The sequence below is a fragment of the Pseudomonas sp. UW4 genome, from assembly GCF_000316175.1.
In the GTDB taxonomy this organism is placed as follows: Bacteria; Pseudomonadota; Gammaproteobacteria; order Pseudomonadales; family Pseudomonadaceae; genus Aquipseudomonas; species Aquipseudomonas laurylsulfatiphila.
Map to the genome: position 1 here is coordinate 112,501 of NC_019670.1, position 18,424 is coordinate 130,924.

4 protein-coding genes, 2 tRNA genes, 4 rRNA genes and 1 pseudogene (1 of these 11 cut by a window edge) are annotated in these 18,424 nt (G+C 59.1%); 8 read left to right on the top strand and 3 right to left on the bottom strand.

Annotated elements, in window-relative coordinates; translation table 11 throughout:
- The 6 genes from PPUTUW4_RS00550 to rrf (PPUTUW4_RS00575) all read left to right on the top strand — a co-directional run.
- Nucleotides 1–206, top strand: a 16S ribosomal RNA gene (locus PPUTUW4_RS00550); it begins 1,330 nt to the left of the window's first position.
- Between the two features lie 80 nt (nucleotides 207–286).
- Nucleotides 287–363 (top strand) — tRNA-Ile (locus PPUTUW4_RS00555).
- Between the two features lie 30 nt (nucleotides 364–393).
- Nucleotides 394–469 (top strand) — tRNA-Ala (locus PPUTUW4_RS00560).
- Nucleotides 470–716: 247 nt separating this feature from the next.
- A 23S ribosomal RNA gene (locus PPUTUW4_RS00565) occupies nucleotides 717–3,610 on the top strand.
- 170 nt (nucleotides 3,611–3,780) lie between these two features.
- Nucleotides 3,781–3,896 (top strand): 5S ribosomal RNA (gene rrf, locus PPUTUW4_RS00570).
- A gap of 109 nt (nucleotides 3,897–4,005) precedes the next feature.
- Nucleotides 4,006–4,121 (top strand): 5S ribosomal RNA (gene rrf / locus PPUTUW4_RS00575).
- The 16S, 23S and 5S rRNA genes sit together here with 2 tRNA genes alongside, the layout of an rRNA operon.
- A 124-nt stretch (nucleotides 4,122–4,245) precedes the next feature.
- Here rrf (PPUTUW4_RS00575) and PPUTUW4_RS00580 read toward each other — a convergent pair.
- Nucleotides 4,246–4,956, bottom strand: coding sequence for a GntR family transcriptional regulator (locus PPUTUW4_RS00580; RefSeq protein ID WP_015092941.1), 711 nt, complete (start codon nucleotides 4,954–4,956; stop codon nucleotides 4,246–4,248).
- A gap of 195 nt (nucleotides 4,957–5,151) precedes the next feature.
- On the opposite strand from PPUTUW4_RS00580, the gene lapG reads away from it, so the two are divergent.
- Nucleotides 5,152–5,844 (top strand): cysteine protease LapG, encoded by a 693-nt coding sequence (lapG, locus tag PPUTUW4_RS00585; RefSeq protein WP_015092942.1) that lies wholly within the window; start codon nucleotides 5,152–5,154, stop codon nucleotides 5,842–5,844.
- Between the two features lie 14 nt (nucleotides 5,845–5,858).
- Nucleotides 5,859–7,805 (top strand): cyclic di-GMP receptor LapD, encoded by a 1,947-nt coding sequence (lapD, locus tag PPUTUW4_RS00590; RefSeq protein ID WP_015092943.1) that lies wholly within the window; start codon nucleotides 5,859–5,861, stop codon nucleotides 7,803–7,805.
- A gap of 45 nt (nucleotides 7,806–7,850) precedes the next feature.
- On the opposite strand, the gene PPUTUW4_RS00595 is transcribed toward lapD, so the two are convergent.
- Nucleotides 7,851–8,189, bottom strand: coding sequence for a hypothetical protein (locus PPUTUW4_RS00595; RefSeq protein WP_015092944.1), 339 nt, complete (start codon nucleotides 8,187–8,189; stop codon nucleotides 7,851–7,853).
- 146 nt (nucleotides 8,190–8,335) lie between these two features.
- Nucleotides 8,336–18,278 (bottom strand): annotated as a pseudogene (locus PPUTUW4_RS27685) (retention module-containing protein).
- Between the last annotated feature and the right edge of the window lie 146 nt (nucleotides 18,279–18,424).

Genomic DNA, 18,424 nt, shown 5'->3' on the forward strand with positions numbered 1-18,424 from the left:
GGAATCGCTAGTAATCGCGAATCAGAATGTCGCGGTGAATACGTTCCCGGGCCTTGTACACACCGCCCGTCACACCATGGGAGTGGGTTGCACCAGAAGTAGCTAGTCTAACCTTCGGGAGGACGGTTACCACGGTGTGATTCATGACTGGGGTGAAGTCGTAACAAGGTAGCCGTAGGGGAACCTGCGGCTGGATCACCTCCTTAATCGACGACTCAGCTGCTCCATAAGCTCCCACACGAATTGCTTGATTCATTGAAGAAGACGAAAGAAGCAGCCCGAAATTGGGTCTGTAGCTCAGTTGGTTAGAGCGCACCCCTGATAAGGGTGAGGTCGGCAGTTCGAATCTGCCCAGACCCACCAATTTTGTGTGGGAAACGCCTGTAGAAATACGGGGCCATAGCTCAGCTGGGAGAGCGCCTGCCTTGCACGCAGGAGGTCAACGGTTCGATCCCGTTTGGCTCCACCACTACTGCTTCTGATTGTATAAAGCTTAGAAATGAGCATTCCATCGGTTCGATGGTGAATGTTGATTTCTAGTCTTTGACTAGTTCGTTCTTTAAAAATTTGGGTATGTGATAGAAAGATAGACTGAACGTTACTTTCACTGGTAACGGATCAGGCTAAGGTAAAATTTGTGAGTTCTCTTAGTTGAGAAATTCGAATTTTCGGCGAATGTCGTCTTCATAGTATAACCAGATTGCTTGGGGTTATATGGTCAAGTGAAGAAGCGCATACGGTGGATGCCTTGGCAGTCAGAGGCGATGAAAGACGTGGTAGCCTGCGAAAAGCTTCGGGGAGTCGGCAAACAGACTTTGATCCGGAGATGTCTGAATGGGGGAACCCAGCCATCATAAGATGGTTATCTTGTACTGAATACATAGGTGCAAGAGGCGAACCAGGGGAACTGAAACATCTAAGTACCCTGAGGAAAAGAAATCAACCGAGATTCCCTTAGTAGTGGCGAGCGAACGGGGACTAGCCCTTAAGTGGCTTTGAGATTAGCGGAACGCTCTGGAAAGTGCGGCCATAGTGGGTGATAGCCCTGTACGCGAAAATCTCTTAGTCATGAAATCGAGTAGGACGGAGCACGAGAAACTTTGTCTGAATATGGGGGGACCATCCTCCAAGGCTAAATACTACTGACTGACCGATAGTGAACTAGTACCGTGAGGGAAAGGCGAAAAGAACCCCGGAGAGGGGAGTGAAATAGATCCTGAAACCGTATGCGTACAAGCAGTGGGAGCAGACTTTGTTCTGTGACTGCGTACCTTTTGTATAATGGGTCAGCGACTTATTTTCAGTGGCGAGCTTAACCGAATAGGGGAGGCGTAGCGAAAGCGAGTCTTAATAGGGCGTCTAGTCGCTGGGAATAGACCCGAAACCGGGCGATCTATCCATGGGCAGGTTGAAGGTTAGGTAACACTGACTGGAGGACCGAACCGACTACCGTTGAAAAGTTAGCGGATGACCTGTGGATCGGAGTGAAAGGCTAATCAAGCTCGGAGATAGCTGGTTCTCCTCGAAAGCTATTTAGGTAGCGCCTCATGTATCACTGTAGGGGGTAGAGCACTGTTTCGGCTAGGGGGTCATCCCGACTTACCAAACCGATGCAAACTCCGAATACCTACAAGTGCCGAGCATGGGAGACACACGGCGGGTGCTAACGTCCGTCGTGAAAAGGGAAACAACCCAGACCGTCAGCTAAGGTCCCAAAGTTATGGTTAAGTGGGAAACGATGTGGGAAGGCTTAGACAGCTAGGAGGTTGGCTTAGAAGCAGCCACCCTTTAAAGAAAGCGTAATAGCTCACTAGTCGAGTCGGCCTGCGCGGAAGATGTAACGGGGCTCAAACCATACACCGAAGCTACGGGTATCACCTTCGGGTGATGCGGTAGAGGAGCGTTCTGTAAGCCTGTGAAGGTGAGTTGAGAAGCTTGCTGGAGGTATCAGAAGTGCGAATGCTGACATGAGTAACGACAATGGGTGTGAAAAACACCCACGCCGAAAGACCAAGGTTTCCTGCGCAACGTTAATCGACGCAGGGTTAGTCGGTCCCTAAGGCGAGGCTGAAAAGCGTAGTCGATGGAAAACAGGTTAATATTCCTGTACTTCTGGTTATTGCGATGGAGGGACGGAGAAGGCTAGGCCAGCTTGGCGTTGGTTGTCCAAGTTTAAGGTGGTAGGCTGAGATCTTAGGTAAATCCGGGATCTTAAGGCCGAGAGCTGATGACGAGTTACCTTCTAGGTGACGAAGTGGTTGATGCCATGCTTCCAAGAAAAGCTTCTAAGCTTCAGATAACCAGGAACCGTACCCCAAACCGACACAGGTGGTTGGGTAGAGAATACCAAGGCGCTTGAGAGAACTCGGGTGAAGGAACTAGGCAAAATGGCACCGTAACTTCGGGAGAAGGTGCGCCGGTGAGGGTGAAGGACTTGCTCCGTAAGCCCACGCCGGTCGAAGATACCAGGCCGCTGCGACTGTTTATTAAAAACACAGCACTCTGCAAACACGAAAGTGGACGTATAGGGTGTGACGCCTGCCCGGTGCCGGAAGGTTAATTGATGGGGTTAGCTAACGCGAAGCTCTTGATCGAAGCCCCGGTAAACGGCGGCCGTAACTATAACGGTCCTAAGGTAGCGAAATTCCTTGTCGGGTAAGTTCCGACCTGCACGAATGGCGTAACGATGGCGGCGCTGTCTCCACCCGAGACTCAGTGAAATTGAAATCGCTGTGAAGATGCAGTGTATCCGCGGCTAGACGGAAAGACCCCGTGAACCTTTACTATAGCTTTGCACTGGACTTTGAATTTGCTTGTGTAGGATAGGTGGGAGGCTTTGAAGCGTGGACGCCAGTTCGCGTGGAGCCATCCTTGAAATACCACCCTGGCAACTTTGAGGTTCTAACTCAGGTCCGTTATCCGGATCGAGGACAGTGTATGGTGGGTAGTTTGACTGGGGCGGTCTCCTCCTAAAGAGTAACGGAGGAGTACGAAGGTGCGCTCAGACCGGTCGGAAATCGGTCGTAGAGTATAAAGGCAAAAGCGCGCTTGACTGCGAGACAGACACGTCGAGCAGGTACGAAAGTAGGTCTTAGTGATCCGGTGGTTCTGTATGGAAGGGCCATCGCTCAACGGATAAAAGGTACTCCGGGGATAACAGGCTGATACCGCCCAAGAGTTCATATCGACGGCGGTGTTTGGCACCTCGATGTCGGCTCATCACATCCTGGGGCTGAAGCCGGTCCCAAGGGTATGGCTGTTCGCCATTTAAAGTGGTACGCGAGCTGGGTTTAGAACGTCGTGAGACAGTTCGGTCCCTATCTGCCGTGGACGTTTGAGATTTGAGAGGGGCTGCTCCTAGTACGAGAGGACCGGAGTGGACGAACCTCTGGTGTTCCGGTTGTCACGCCAGTGGCATTGCCGGGTAGCTATGTTCGGAAAAGATAACCGCTGAAAGCATCTAAGCGGGAAACTTGCCTCAAGATGAGATCTCACTGGGACCTTGAGTCCCCTGAAGGGCCGTCGAAGACTACGACGTTGATAGGTTGGGTGTGTAAGCGCTGTGAGGCGTTGAGCTAACCAATACTAATTGCCCGTGAGGCTTGACCATATAACACCCAAGCAATTTGATGCTCCTAGTTAAAAAGACGAAAGAGACCAGATTGCGGTGTGTGAAGACGAAACGAACCGAAAGTTCGAAAGACTCACAAAACACCGAAGCTATCACATACCCAATTTGCTGAAGCGAGGCCAACCGGTCACGACTCAGTACCCGAATTTCTTGACGACCATAGAGCGTTGGAACCACCTGATCCCATCCCGAACTCAGAAGTGAAACGATGCATCGCCGATGGTAGTGTGGGGTTTCCCCATGTGAGAGTAGGTCATCGTCAAGATTAAATTCCGAAACCCCTATCTGCGTATGCAGGTAGGGGTTTTGTTTTTAGTAGAAGTCACCAGTTTTCACTGGCACGTTGATGTTCTAACGGGCTGGTCACAGAATTTCTTGACGACCATAGAGCGTTGGAACCACCTGATCCCATCCCGAACTCAGAAGTGAAACGATGCATCGCCGATGGTAGTGTGGGGTTTCCCCATGTGAGAGTAGGTCATCGTCAAGATTGAATTCCAAAACCCCTGTCTGCTAACGCAGACAGGGGTTTTGTCGTTTCAGGGGTACTGAAAAGCCCGTTGTAGAGCCTCTCCACAACGGGCTTTCTCACGTCTTGCGCCTGCCGCTGCGGGTTACTTCGGTGTGTTTCTGGCCTGGACTTCAGGGCTGTTGAGGTAGCGCGTAATGACCTCGACCGCTCGGTTCAGATGATGTTCGAGCAGCTGCACGGAGCGTTCCACGTCCCGGTCCTTGGCGGCACGCAACAGTGCCTGGTGGTCGTCCTGGGACAGTTTGCCCAGGCCCATGGCTTCCAGGTTGAAACGCAGGAACCGCTCTTCCTCATTCAGACCGTCTTCAACCAGTTTCAACAGTCGGCGATTGGGCGCTCGGCTGTAAAGCGCCATGTGGAACAAGCGGTTGAGCCGGCCGATTTCGGTGTAGTCGCTTTGCGTTTCGAGTTCGTCGATGTAGCGGGCAGCCTGTTCGAGATCTTCGTCCTGGAGCAATGGCACCGAGAGACGCAGGGCCTCGGATTCCAGCAGGATGCGCAGCGCGTAGGTTTCAACGGCGTCTCCCTGGACCAGAGGCGCGACCACGGCGCCCTTATGGGCCACCACGTTGAGCAACGACTGTGCTTCGAGCTGGCGCAAGGCTTCGCGTACGGGCATCCGGCTGACGCCGAACAGGTCGGCAAGGTCTTGCTGGCGCAGCGCCGCACCACAAGGGATGCGCCCGTCAAGTATCGCCGCGCGCAGGGTTTCTTCGATCACCGTGCGTGCCAGATGTGCGGGAATCGGCCCGTTGACCTTGATACTGCTGAGAGGGTTGGGCTTTTGTGTCACTAAACGCACCCTGAATAATGAATTTTTTTGGATCCAAATGACACTAGTGACTGCCTGACAGCTTGTCAAACAAGTGAACGAATGCCTTTCCTGCAGTTTAGCGCGCTGCCAGTGATCTCATCGTGCCATTGTCTTTTTCCGGACTAACCTTCACCATTCGAACGACTCTCTCCTGCCTACCCAGGATGCCTCGCATTGGCAGCATGTTTAACGATCCCCCGGATTTTACGCTGGTTGTGCAGCGCATTGCTGCTGGCTGGCGTGATGCTGGGCAGCTTGAGTGCCGATTGGGACTTTTCCCTGATCAGCCGGCGGGCGCAGGCATTGTACGGACCTCTGGGAGAGGGTCAGCAACGCATTAACGATTGGCAATACTTGTTGGCCAGCCAGAAGCAGATCGGCGAGTCGGAACAACTCAATGTGGTCAATCGCTTCTTCAACAAACAACTGCGATACGTTGAAGACATCGATCTGTGGCATGCAGTCGACTACTGGGAGACCCCGATCGAAGCCCTGTGGAAAGGCGCCGGCGACTGTGAAGACTACGCTATTGCCAAGTACTTCAGCCTGCGTCACCTCGGTGTAGCCAGTGAAAAGCTGCGTATCACCTACGTCAAGGCACTGACCCAGAACCGCGCGCACATGGTGCTGACCTACTACTCGACTCCGGATGCCGAGCCCCTGGTGCTCGACAGCCTGATTGATGCGATCAAGCCGGCCAGCCAACGAAAGGATTTGCTGCCGGTCTACTCTTTCAATGCAGAGGGACTGTGGTTGCCGGGCACCAAGGGCAACAAAAAGGTCGGCGATACCAAACGTCTGTCGCGCTGGCAGGATGTGTTGAAGAAAATGCAGGCCGAAGGATTCCCGGTCGAGACGACTAACTAGGAGCACGTGCTCAGATGTCTTTGTTCAAACAGCTGTTGATTGCTATCTGTCTGTTCCTGGTGGTCGCCTTCACCGGCAGTTTCATGGTCAGTCTGGAGAGCTCACGCACTCAGTACGTCAACCAGTTGCGCTCCCATGCCCAGGACGCCGCGACCGCGCTGGCGCTTTCCCTGACCCCGAATATCGACGACCCGGCGATGGTCGAGTTGCTGGTCAGCTCGATTTTCGACAGCGGTTACTACGCAAGCATCCGCGTGGTCGATCTGAAGAACGACCAGAACCTGGTTGAGCGTACGGGCATACCAGCGGTCAACAACGTTCCTGACTGGTTCGTCAAACTGATCGGCCTGGAGCCCGCCGGTGGTGATGCGATCGTCAGCCGCGGCTGGGAGCAGGCCGCCCGGGTCGAGGTGGTCAGCCATCCGATGTTCGCGCTGGCCAAGTTGTGGCAAAGCGCCTTGGGTAGCCTGGGTTGGTTGCTGCTATGCGGCGCCGTCAGTGCGGTGCTCGGCGCGCTGTTGCTGCGCCAGCAATTGCGACCGCTGGATTATATGGTCAAGCAATCCCACGCCATCGCCCGACGGGAGTTCCTCAGCCTGCCCGAACTGCCGCGCACTCCCGAGCTTCGCCGGGTCGTGCAGGCCATGAACCAGATGGTCGAGAAGCTCAAGGCGCTGTTCCAGGAACAGGCCGAGCGTAGTGAAAAGCTGCGGGTCGAGTCCTATCAGGATTCGTTGACCGGGTTGGCCAACCGGCGCTATTTCGAGATGCAACTGAATGCGCGGGTGAGCAACCCGGAGCAGGCCAGCTCCGGTTATCTGCTGCTTTTGCGGGTCAAGGATCTGGCCGGCCTCAACCAGCGTCTCGGTGGCCAGCGCACCGATGAAGTGCTCAAGGCTGTCGGTGAGCAACTGTCTCGCGAGTGCGCCAAGTATCCGGAAACCCAGAACCTGGTGACCCGTATCCGTGGCGGCGAATTTGCCGTGCTGGCGCCGGGGCTGGTGCGCGAAGAAGCGCTGCAACTGGCGCAGAATCTCGACAGTGCCCTGGCCAGTCTGCACGCTACCGGCGCCACTGATGTGGCTGCCGTGGCGTCTATCGGCCTGGCGCCTTTTGCTCACGGTGACTCGCCGCAAGCCGTGCTCAGCCTCGGTGATCAGGCGCTGGCCCAGGCCGAAGGTCAGGGCGAGCAGAATTGGGCTTGCCTCGAACACAGCCTCTCGGCCAGTGTCGGCGACGATCACCACGCCTGGCACCAGATGCTTGACCAGGCGCTGACACAGCGGCGCTTCGAGCTGTATTTCCAGCCGGTAGTGGCCGCCCAGGACACGCAACTGGTGCTGCATTACAAAGTGTTGTCGCGCCTGCTCGACGAACACGGCCAGACCATCCCCGCCGGGCGTTTTCTGCCTTGGCTGGAGCGCTTCGGCTGGACTGCGCGCCTGGATCGGCTGATGCTCGAACGGGTGTTGGCGCAAATGAGCGAACATGAGGAATCGCTGGCGCTGAATCTGTCGTCGGCGACCCTGGGCGACCCGCAGGCGCAAAACAAAATCTTCGAGCTACTGCGTGCGCATTCCAACCTTGGCCCGCGCCTGACTCTGGAGATTGGCGAAGAGCAACTGCCTGATCAGGCGGTACTGGAGAAACTGACCCGGCGCCTGCGGGAACTCGGCTTCTCACTGAGCCTGCAGCGTTTTGGCGGACGCTTCAGCATGATCGGCAACCTGGCGCGGCTGGGGCTGGCCTACCTGAAGATCGATGGCAGCTACATTCGCTCGATTGATCTGGAGAGTGACAAACGCCTGTTCATCGAGGCGATCCAGCGAGCGGCGCACAGCATTGATTTGCCGCTGATTGCCGAACGGGTCGAGACTGAAGGTGAGTTGTCGGTGATTCGCGAGATGGGGTTATACGGTGTGCAGGGCCAGTTGTTCGGCGAGCCCAAGCCCTGGCGCTGATTTGATCACTCCCACGCAACGCGTGGGAGTGATCGTTGGGGTGTATCAGATCAACCCGGTCTCTTCATCATCGATCAATTGGCTCAAGCCACCCAAGGCTTCACGGGCCTGGTTTCGGTCCATGAGTTTGGCCTGGGCCGCCGTCGGCAGGTCGGTGACGCGGATCACGCCTTTCTGGGTCAGCACCTGAATCAAGTCATCGAGTACCCGGATCATTTCCAGGTCACTTTGCTTGAGCTGTTTGAGGCTGTTCTCCACCGCCGCATTGGCAAACCAGGCCTGGATTTCATGATTGTCGGCCGGCAGCGTTTCCGTGGCCTCGGCGTAGGCGGCGGGTTCCACGCGTACCAACAGGCCCTGCGCATCGCGTTGCACGTAAAACATTGAGCATCCCTCAGAATTGAACCAGCGTCATGCTGTCAGCAGCATAGGTCAACTGCGCGCCAGTATGTGGCGCAGCGACGAAATCGTCACCGGGCAGTGGACACAAACGTGACGACCGCCCCAGAAGGGGCGGCCGTTTTCATGCATCAGCTGTTGTTGTGATCGATTTTGATGGTCGGGTCGCTACCGGCAATCAGGTTGTGCAGGTTGGCGCTTGACCAGTTGTTGCCCTCCAGCTTGATCGTCACGTCCGGCGTGGCGGCTGCGGCGTTGCCAGAGTTGAATTGACCGGTCGAGCTGACTTGCAGCGACGACACGCCATCGACCGTAGTGATCTTCAGGAAGTTGTCGATGGTGCTGCCGGTTTCGCCCTGCAACAGATCGCGCAGGTCGATCCGGTCGCCTTCGCTGGCCTTGAAGTCCTTGATCACGTCGGTGCCGGTGTCGCCCGCTTTCCAGACGAAGGTGTCACCACCAGAACCACCGATCAGGATGTCGTTGCCCTGTCCGCCCATCAATGTGTCGTTGCCGGTGCCGCCGAGCAGGATGTCATTGCCCTTGCCGCCGTCGAGGTTGTCGTTACCACCCGAGCCGAACAGGATGTCATTACCCGCACCGCCCAGCAGGGTGTCGTTGCCGTCATGGGCACCGGACACATCGAACGCGTTGTAATGCTCGGTGATGTACTGGTGCACGTTGCTGGTGGTGACTTTGCTGATTTCCACGCCGGATTGCTGCGCCACGAAGGCTTGCAGGGCCTGGTAACCCTCACCGGCAATGCCGTTGAAACTCACCAGGTCGCCGAACAGGATGTCGTTGCCTTCGCCACCGCTGACGGTGTCGTGACCCGGCATCGTCGCTTCGGTATGGCCGATGATCGAGTTGGCCAGATCCTTCGGATCAATGTTGGTTTGTGGCGTTTGATTCGAGTCGTACGGCTTCAGGTCGTTGAGGCTCACTCCGTTGTTGAGGCCAATGGCCTCGACATTCGACAGGTTGCTCAGCAGTGCAAAGCTGCCGGTGGAGTTGCTGGTGGCGTCCCAGTCGGTGCTGCTGCCGTCGCCGTCACGACCCGAGAACTCGTAGGTACCGTCACCCTGGGCATGCAGATAGCCGAAGTCCTTGGATGACCAGCTACCTCCGTTGCCGTTGCCGTTGCCGTTGCCGTTGTTGCCGTTGCTGCTCTTGGTCCAGACCGTCACGTATCCCGAGGCGGTAATGTCGATCTGGTGCGTGCTGTCGGGGGACAGGCTGATCGCTGTTCCCAGCTGATAGTTGCTCGTGGTGATCAGGCTATCGAGCGTTGTGCTGCCATACAGGATCGGGTTGGTCGACTCGCCGCTCTGGTAGTAGGTCGGCTTGCCGTCAGTAATGAAATACGTGAGATTCTTCGCCCCGGTATTCTTCACGGCGTCCGCGCTCTGGAACCAGTTGGCCGTGGTTTTGAACACGTCCTCGTAGTTGGTGCCGCCGCCGGACGACATCGAGTCCAGAGTCGCCTTCAACCGAGTCAGCGCATTCGAGTCATTGAGGTTCACCGACACCGAATTTTTGACCTGGGTATCGAAGTCCACCAGGAAGATGTTCACCGTGCCCGAGTTGCTGCCCAGGCTTTGCTTGAGGGTGTTGAACACCGACGTCAGCGAGTCCCTGGCCGAGTTGATCGACGAGGAACTCATGCTGCCGGAGCTGTCGACCATGAAGGCGATGTTGTAGTTGGTGCCCGGCACCACGGTCAGGCCGCCAATGTCGGCGACGATGACGTCATTGCCGTCGGTGCCGGTGAGGGTGTCATCGGCCGCAGTGGCAGTGACGGCGTTATAGACCGCCGGGTACACGGTCACGGGGATTTGCGAAGTGCTGCTGGCCGAACCGCCGAGGGCCTCGGTGGAGGTCGAGGTGACAGTCAGGTTGAACTGGCCGTTGTAGTACGGTGGTGGAGTGACAGACAGAGAGTTGAGGCTCCAGCCGGTCACGTTGGCCTCGCCACTGGTCGCGGTGACCGTGAATGTATGTCCCGCGCCGTCGGTGAGCACCGAGCCGACTGGCATGCCGCTGATCTTCAGGCTCAGGCTTTCCGAGCCGTCGGTGTCGGTCAGCGCGGTGGTGATGGTGGACAATTTCACACTGGTGCCTTCGGCGCCGGTGTTGAGTTTGTAGCCGTCGTAGTAGCCTTTGCCATTGATGCCGTGCAAGTCGGACACGGTCACGCCGGCATTCACCAGATCCGTTACGCCAGTGTAAATCGGTACGCCGGCACCGCTCAGGTCGATCGGCGTGCTGCCATTGACCGACAGGTTGACGTCATAGCTGCCCGGGCCGCTCTGGTTGTGGTGGTAGATGTCCAGGGTGTAGTAGCCGTTGGTGGTCGGGGTGAACGAACCATTGAGGTTGCCGCCCGCGCCCCACGTGATCGCGGCGACGTTCTTGCCGCCGATGGTCACCAGCAGGCTGTCATCGCCAACACCGCTGAAGGTGTAGGTCTTGCCGGCTTCAAGGTAGATCAGGCCGGAAGTTTTCGACGCCGTACCGGCGGTCACGCTACCGTCGGACTGCACGTTGGTCACGGTGCCTTTGGAGTTCGGTGTGCCCGCGGCGTCGATCACGTTTTTCAGCGTGGTCGAGTCCGCACCGTTGCCGCTGGTGCCCAGGCCCGACAGACCGGTCCAGACTTCCTTGATCAGCCCGGTGGACTTCACGCTGTTGTCGGCAACGCTCAGGGTCGGGGCATCTGCCACCGGAGTGATGTCGATCTTGATCGTGCCGGTGTTGCCCAGTGCCTGGCCGTCGGTTGGCCGGAACTGAAGTTGCGCGTAGTCAGCCTTTTGGTCGCCAGTGCCGGGGCCGTAACCGTCCACGCCCGACTCGTTTGCATCCGGCGTGAAGCGCAGTTTGCCAGCGTCGATATCAGCCTTGCTGAACGTCTGGTTGGTGGCGACATCTTTCCAGGTCGAACCGTCCAGATACTGCAGTTTGCCCTCGCCCGGCAGCTGGGTGATTTTCACGCCCAGGCTGGTGGCCGGACTGTCGACGTCGCTGACGCCGAAGGTCGACCAGCCGAGAATCAGCGGCGTGTCTTCGGTGCCGGTGACGTTGACCGGTACTGCGACCGGTGCGTCATTGACCGCCACCACGTTGACCGTAGTGGTCGCGGTGTTGGAGTAGTTGCTGCCGTCGGTCACCGTCACGGTGATGGTCCGGGGTGCGGTGCTCGGGTTTTCACTGTTGTTGGTGAAGGTGATGTTCTTGATCTGCTGCATGTAGTCGGCCAGCGTCGCGCTACCCGACAGGGTCAGGGTGACGGTGCCATTGGTGCTGTTGGCATTGATGGTGATGCCGTTGACGCTGTTGCCCAGGTTCAGCGCATCACCGTCCTGACGGTTGGTCAGCACGATGGTCGCGCCGGTCAGCAGGGTGCTGTCCGGGTCGGTGATGCTCAGGTCGGTATCGCCGATCGACACGCCAGGACCGGCAGTGTTTTCGGTGAACGTCACCTTGTAGTCGGCCCCGGTGGCGCCGCTGGAGTTGTTGGCGTCGAGATCCAGTGCTGGCGGTGCATCGTTGTCGATGATCGAAGTGCTGACGCTGCCATTGGACGCGCTGATCGCCAGGTTCTCGAAGTTGCCGCCGGTGGCCGAGTCGATCTTGACCACGAAGTTTTCGGTGCCTTCGGTGATATTGTCATTGATGGTCGCGACGTTGAAGTTGGCACTGCTGGCGCCCGCCGGGATCTTCACGGTGTAGACACCGTTGAAGTCAGAACCGTCGGCGGCGGTACCGCTGTAGACGATTTTCAGTGTCACTTCGCTCTGGGCCTGGTGAGTCAGGCTGACGGTGTAACTCGCGGTCTGCCCTTCGGTTACCGAGGTGCTGCCGCTGATGCTGACAGTGGTGGTGTCCTGGAAGTCACTGACGCTGGTCGACACTGGCGTCTTGTCCGTGCCGAGGGCTTCAAGGTTGCCGCCGCTGGCAGCCTTGATTGATTCGGTAACGGTTGGCGCGCCTGTGTAGACGTCGTTGCCCACGGTCACCGGCAGGGTGCCGGAGCTCTGGCCAACGGCGATGGTGATCACCTTGCCGCTGTCGAGGGTCACGGTGACCGGACCGTTCTGCGCGGTGACCGGTTTGCCCTGGGCATCGGTCAGCGTGGCGGTGTAGGTGATGGTGCCGTTCTCGTCCACGCTCGGGGTGGCGGTCAGGGTCACGGTGGTGGTGTCGTTGACGTCGTTGACCGTGGTGGTCACTGGCGTTTTCACCGGATCGATGGACTCGAGGTTGCCGCCCACCGCGTCCTTGATGGATTCAGTGACGGTGGTCGGGCCTTGGTAGACGTCGTTGCCGACGCTGACCGGCAGGCTGCCGGAGCTCTGGCCTTCGGCGATGGTGATGACCTTGCCGCTGTCCAGGGTCACGGTGACTGGACCGTTCTGCGCGGTGACCGGTTTGCCCTGGGCATCGGTCAGCGTCGCGGTGTAGGTGATGGTGCCGTTCTCGTCCACGCTCGGGGTCGCGGTCAGGGTCACCGTGGTGGTGTCGTTGACGTCGTTGACCGTGGTGGTCACTGGCGTTGTGTTTGGCGACACCAATTCCAGGTTGCCACCCACCGCGTCCTTGATGGATTCAGTGACGGTGGTTGGACCGGTGTAGACGTCGTTGCCGACGCTGACCGGCAGGCTGCCGGAGCTCTGGCCTTCGGCGATGGTGATGACCTTGCCGCTGTCGAGGGTCACGGTCACCGGACCGTTCTGCGCGGTGACCGGTTTGCCCTGGGCATCGGTCAGCGTGGCGGTGTAGGTGATGGTGCCGTTCTCGTCCACGCTCAGGGTGGCGGTCAGGGTCACGGTGGTGGTGTCGTTGACGTCGTTGACCGTGGTGGTCACTGGCGTTTTCACCGGATCGATCGCTTCGAGGTTACCGCCCACCGCGTCCTTGATGGATTCAGTAACGGTGGTCGGACCGGTGTAGACGTCGTTGCCGACGGTCACTGGCAGGCTACCGGAGCTCTGACCTTCGGCGATGGTGATGACCTTGCCGCTGTCCAACGTCACGGTCACCGGACCGTTCTGCGCGGTGACCGGTTGCCTTGGGCATCGGTCAGCGTGGCGGTGTAGGTGATGGTGCCGTTTTCGTCCACGCTCGGGGTGGCGGACAGGGTCACGGTGGTGGTGTCGTTGACGTCGTTGACCGTCGTGGTCACTGGCGTTTTCACCGGATCGATGGACTCGAGGTTGCCGCCGTCGGCCGATTTAATCGACTCGGTCACGGTGGTCGGGCCAGTGTAGACGTCGTTGCCGACGCTGACCGGCAGGCTGCCGGAGCTCTGACCTTCGGCAATGGTGATGACCTTGCCGCTGTCCAACGTCACGGTCACTGGACCGTTCTGCGCGGTAACCGGGGCACCGTTCTTGTCGGTCAAGGTCGCGGTGTAGGTGATGGTGCCGTTTTCATCCACGCTCGGGGTGGCGGTCAGGGTCACGGTGGTGGTGTCGTTGACATCGTTGACCGTGGTTTCCACCGGGGTCTTGATTGGGTTGATCGCTTCCAGGTTGCCGCCGTCGGCCGATTTAATCGACTCGGTGACGGTGGTCGGACCTTGGTAGACGTCGTTGCCGACGCTGACCGGCAGGCTGCCGGAGCTCTGGCCTTCAGCGATGGTGATGACCTTGCCGCTGTCGAGGGTCACGGTCACCGGACCGTTCTGCGCGGTGACCGGGTCACCGTTCTTGTCGGTCAGCGTCGCGGTGTAGGTGATGGTGCCGTTCTCGTCCACGCTCGGCGTCGCGGTCAGGGTCACGGTGGTGGTGTCGTTGACGTCATTGACCGTGGTGGTCACTGGCGTTTTCACCGGATCGATGGACTCGAGGTTGCCGCCGTCGGCCGATTTAATCGACTCGGTCACGGTGGTCGGACCGGTGTAGACGTCGTTGCCGACGCTGACCGGCAGGCTGCCGGAGCTCTGGCCTTCGGCGATGGTGATGACCTTGCCGCTGTCGAGGGTCACGGTCACCGGACCGTTCTGCGCGGTGACCGGTTTGCCCTGGGTATCGGTCAGGGTCGCGGTGTAGGTGATGGTGCCGTTCTCGTCCACGCTCGGGGTCGCGGACAGGGTCACGGTGGTGGTGTCGTTGACGTCGTTGACCGTGGTGGTCACTGGCGTTGTGTTTGGCGACACCAATTCGAGGTTGCCACCCACCGCGTCCTTGATGGATTCAGTAACGGTGGTCGGACCGGTGTAGACGTCGTTACCGACGCTGACCGGCAGGCTGCCGGAGCTCTGACCCTCGGCGATGGTGATGACCTTGCCGCTGTCCAACGTCACGGTCACTGGACCGTTTTGCGCGGTAACCGGGGCACCGTTCTTGTCGGTCAGGGTCGCGGTGTAGGTGATGGTGCCGTTTTCATCCACGCTCGGCGTCGCGGTCAGGGTTACGGTGGTGGTGTCGTTGACATCGTTGACCGTGGTTTCCACCGGGGTCTTGATCGGGTTGATGGACTCGAGGTTGCCACCCACTGCGTCCTTGATGGATTCAGTGACGGTGGTCGGGCCTTGGTAGACGTCGTTGCCGACGCTGACCGGCAGGCTGCCGGAGCTCTGACCTTCGGCAATGGTGATGACCTTGCCGCTGTCCAGCGTCACGGTCACTGGACCGTTCTGCGCGGTAACCGGGGCACCGTTCTTGTCGGTCAAGGTGGCGGTGTAGGTGATGGTGCCGTTTTCATCCACGCTCGGGGTCGCGGTCAGGGTCACGGTGGTGGTGTCGTTGACATCGTTGACCGTGGTTTCCACCGGGGTCTTGATCGGGTTGATGGACTCGAGGTTGCCGCCGTCGGCCGATTTAATCGACTCGGTCACGGTGGTTGGACCGGTGTAAACGTCGTTGCCGACGCTGACCGGCAGGCTGCCAGAACTTTGGCCTTCGGCGATGGTGATGACCTTGCCGCTGTCCAGGGTCACGGTCACTGGACCGTTCTGCGCGGTGACCGGTTTGCCCTGGGCATCGGTCAGCGTGGCGGTGTAGGTGATGGTGCCGTTTTCGTCCACGCTCGGCGTCGCGGTCAGGGTTACGGTGGTGGTGTCGTTGACATCGTTGACCGTGGTTTCCACCGGGGTCTTGATCGGGTTGATGGACTCGAGGTTGCCGCCCACCGCGTCCTTGATGGATTCAGTAGCGGTGGTTGGGCCGGTGTAAACGTCGTTGCCGACGCTGACCGGCAGGCTACCGGAGCTCTGACCTTCGCGATGGTGATGACCTTGCCGCTGTCCAGGGTCACGGTGACCGGACCGTTCTGCGCGGTGACCGGGGCACCGTTCTTGTCGGTCAGGGTCGCGGTGTAGGTGATGGTGCCGTTCTCGTCCACGCTCGGGGTGGAGGTCAGGGTCACCGTAGTGGTGTCGTTGACATCGTTGACCGTGGTTTCCACCGGGGTCTTGATCGGGTTGATCGCTTCGAGGTTACCGCCCACTGCGTCCTTGATGGATTCAGTGACGGTGGTTGGACCGGTGTAGACGTCGTTGCCGACGGTCACCGGCAGGCTGCCGGAGCTCTGGCCTTCGGCGATGGTGATCACCTTGCCGCTGTCGAGGGTCACGGTCACCGGACCGTTCTGCGCGGTGACCGGGGCACCGTTCTTGTCGGTCAGGGTCGCGGTGTAGGTGATGGTGCCGTTCTCGTCCACGCTCGGGGTGGCGGTCAGGGTCACCGTAGTGGTGTCGTTGACATCGTTGACCGTGGTTTCCACCGGGGTCTTGATCGGGTTGATCGCTTCGAGGTTACCGCCCACTGCGTCCTTGATGGATTCAGTAGCGGTGGTTGGGCCGGTGTAAACGTCGTTGCCGACGCTGACCGGCAGGCTACCGGAGCTCTGACCTTCGGCGATGGTGATGACCTTGCCGCTGTCCAGGGTCACGGTGACCGGACCGTTCTGCGCGGTGACCGGGGCACCGTTCTTGTCGGTCAGGGTCGCGGTGTAGGTGATGGTGCCGTTCTCGTCCACGCTCGGGGTGGCGGTCAGGGTCACCGTAGTGGTGTCGTTGACATCGTTGACCGTGGTGGTCACTGGCGTTGTGTTTGGCGACACCAATTCCAGGTTGCCGCCCACCGCGTCCTTGATGGATTCAGTAACGGTGGTTGGACCGGTGTAGACGTCGTTGCCCACGGTCACTGGCAGGCTGCCGGAGCTCTGGCCTTCGGCGATGGTGATCACCTTGCCGCTGTCCAGGGTCACGGTGACTGGACCGTTCTGCGCAGTGACCGGGGCACCGTTCTTGTCGGTCAGGGTGGCGGTGTAGGTGATGGTGCCGTTCTCGTCCACGCTCGGGGTCGCGGTCAGGGTCACCGTGGTGGTGTCAATCGAGTCAGTGATGGATGTTACTGCCGGTTCTTTACTCGGCACCAGGTTCTCGAAATTGCCGCCTGTGGTACCAGTGATGGTGGTGCTGACGGTGCTGCCGTTGACATAGACGTCATTGGCGGGGGTCCCAACCACGACGGTGCCGGTGGTCTGGCCCGCGTCGATGGTAATGACCGAGCCGTTGCTCAAGGTCACGGTCATCGGCGTGCCGGCCGGGTTGGTCAGGGTCGCGGTGTAGGTGATCTGGCCGCCTTCGGTGATGTTGCCGGTGGCCGTCAGGGTCAGCTCGGTGTTGTCCACGGAATCGGTGATGGTGGTCACGGCTGGCGCGGTGTTCGGCACCAGGTTCTCGAAATTGCCGCCTGTGGTACCAGTGATGGTGGTGCTGACGGTGCTGCCGTTGACATAGACGTCATTGGCGGGGGTCCCAACCACGACGGTGCCGGTGGTCTGGCCCGCGTCGATGGAAATGACAGAACCGTTGCTCAAGGTCACGGTCATCGGCGTGCCGGCCGGGTTGCTCAGGGTCGCGGTGTAGGTAATCTGACCGCCTTCGGTGATGTTGCCGGTGGCCGTCAGGGTCAGCCCGGTGTTGTCCAAGGAATCGGTGATGGTGGTCACGGCTGGCGCGGTGTTCGGCACCAGGTTCTCGAAATTGCCGCCTGTGGTACCGGTGATGGTAGTGCTGACGGTGCTGCCGTTGTTATAGACGTCATTGGCCGAGGTCGGCACGTTCACGGTGCCGCTGGTCTGGCCGGCGGCAATGGTGATGGTCGAACCGTTGGACAGAGTGACGGTTACTGGCGTCTGTGCCGGGTTGCTCAGGGTCGCGGTGTAGGTAATCTGACCGCCTTCGGTGACGGTGTTGCCGGCCGTCAGGGTGACCGTGGTGGTGTCGAGGGTATCGGTGACCTGGGTCGCGGCCGGGGTAGTCGGCGGCGTCACAGTAATGCCGCTGCCGCCGCTGGTGCCGGTGACAGTTACGTCGATTTGGGTCGCGTCGTTATAGACAGTGTCGTTCGCAGCCAATGGCACGTTGACTGTGCCAGTGGTCGCGCCTGCGGGAATCACGATCACGGCGCCGTTGGATAACGTGACAATCAGGTCGGTCAGTGGTGCCTGGGTCAGGGTCGCGGTGTACACCAGCACGCCACCAGCCTCGGTGATGGTCGGCGTGGCACTGAGGCTGAGGACTGATTCACTCGGGGTATTGGCGTTGGCGTTGGCGTTGGCATTAACGTTGGCGTTGGTGGACTGGCTACCCGGGATTTCCAGGGTCGTTTGCCCGGCAGGGTTGATACCCGCGGTTGGGAAGCCAATGGTCGGGTCGACACGGCCAGCCGTGGCGTCGAGCATCACGACGCTGTGACCGCCACCGGCGGCACCGCCAGAACCTGCTGCAGTCGGGCCGGCAGCGGTGGCTTCAAGGTCTTTGGTCGGGTCGGCACCGGCGGCAATGGCTTGTTGCAGCTCTTCAACGGACGGCGCGGCTTGTGCGGTGGCTGCCGCCAGGTCAGCACTGGAATCGGGAGCGTCAGCGCTCCACTGGGTGTCGCGGCCCAGGTCGAGAGTGCGGCCATCGGCCAGTTCCAGGGACACGGCACCGGAAAGGCCAGTGTCGATCTGGTCCCCGGCGAACAGTTTGTCGCCTTCAACGAGAACGCGGCGGATGCCCTCTGGGGACACCACGAATACTTGACCGACAATGCTTTTGACGATGGCAACAACACTGCTCATTGAAGACTCTCCGGGGTGTCACGTTCAGTTGACTTCCATAGACCTGATGGCGCCTGCGCCGACCAGTCTGGACGCTCATTGCAAAATAGATGCACAAATTTGACGCGCTAATTCGTCAATATTTTGGCTATAATTTTTCGTTATTA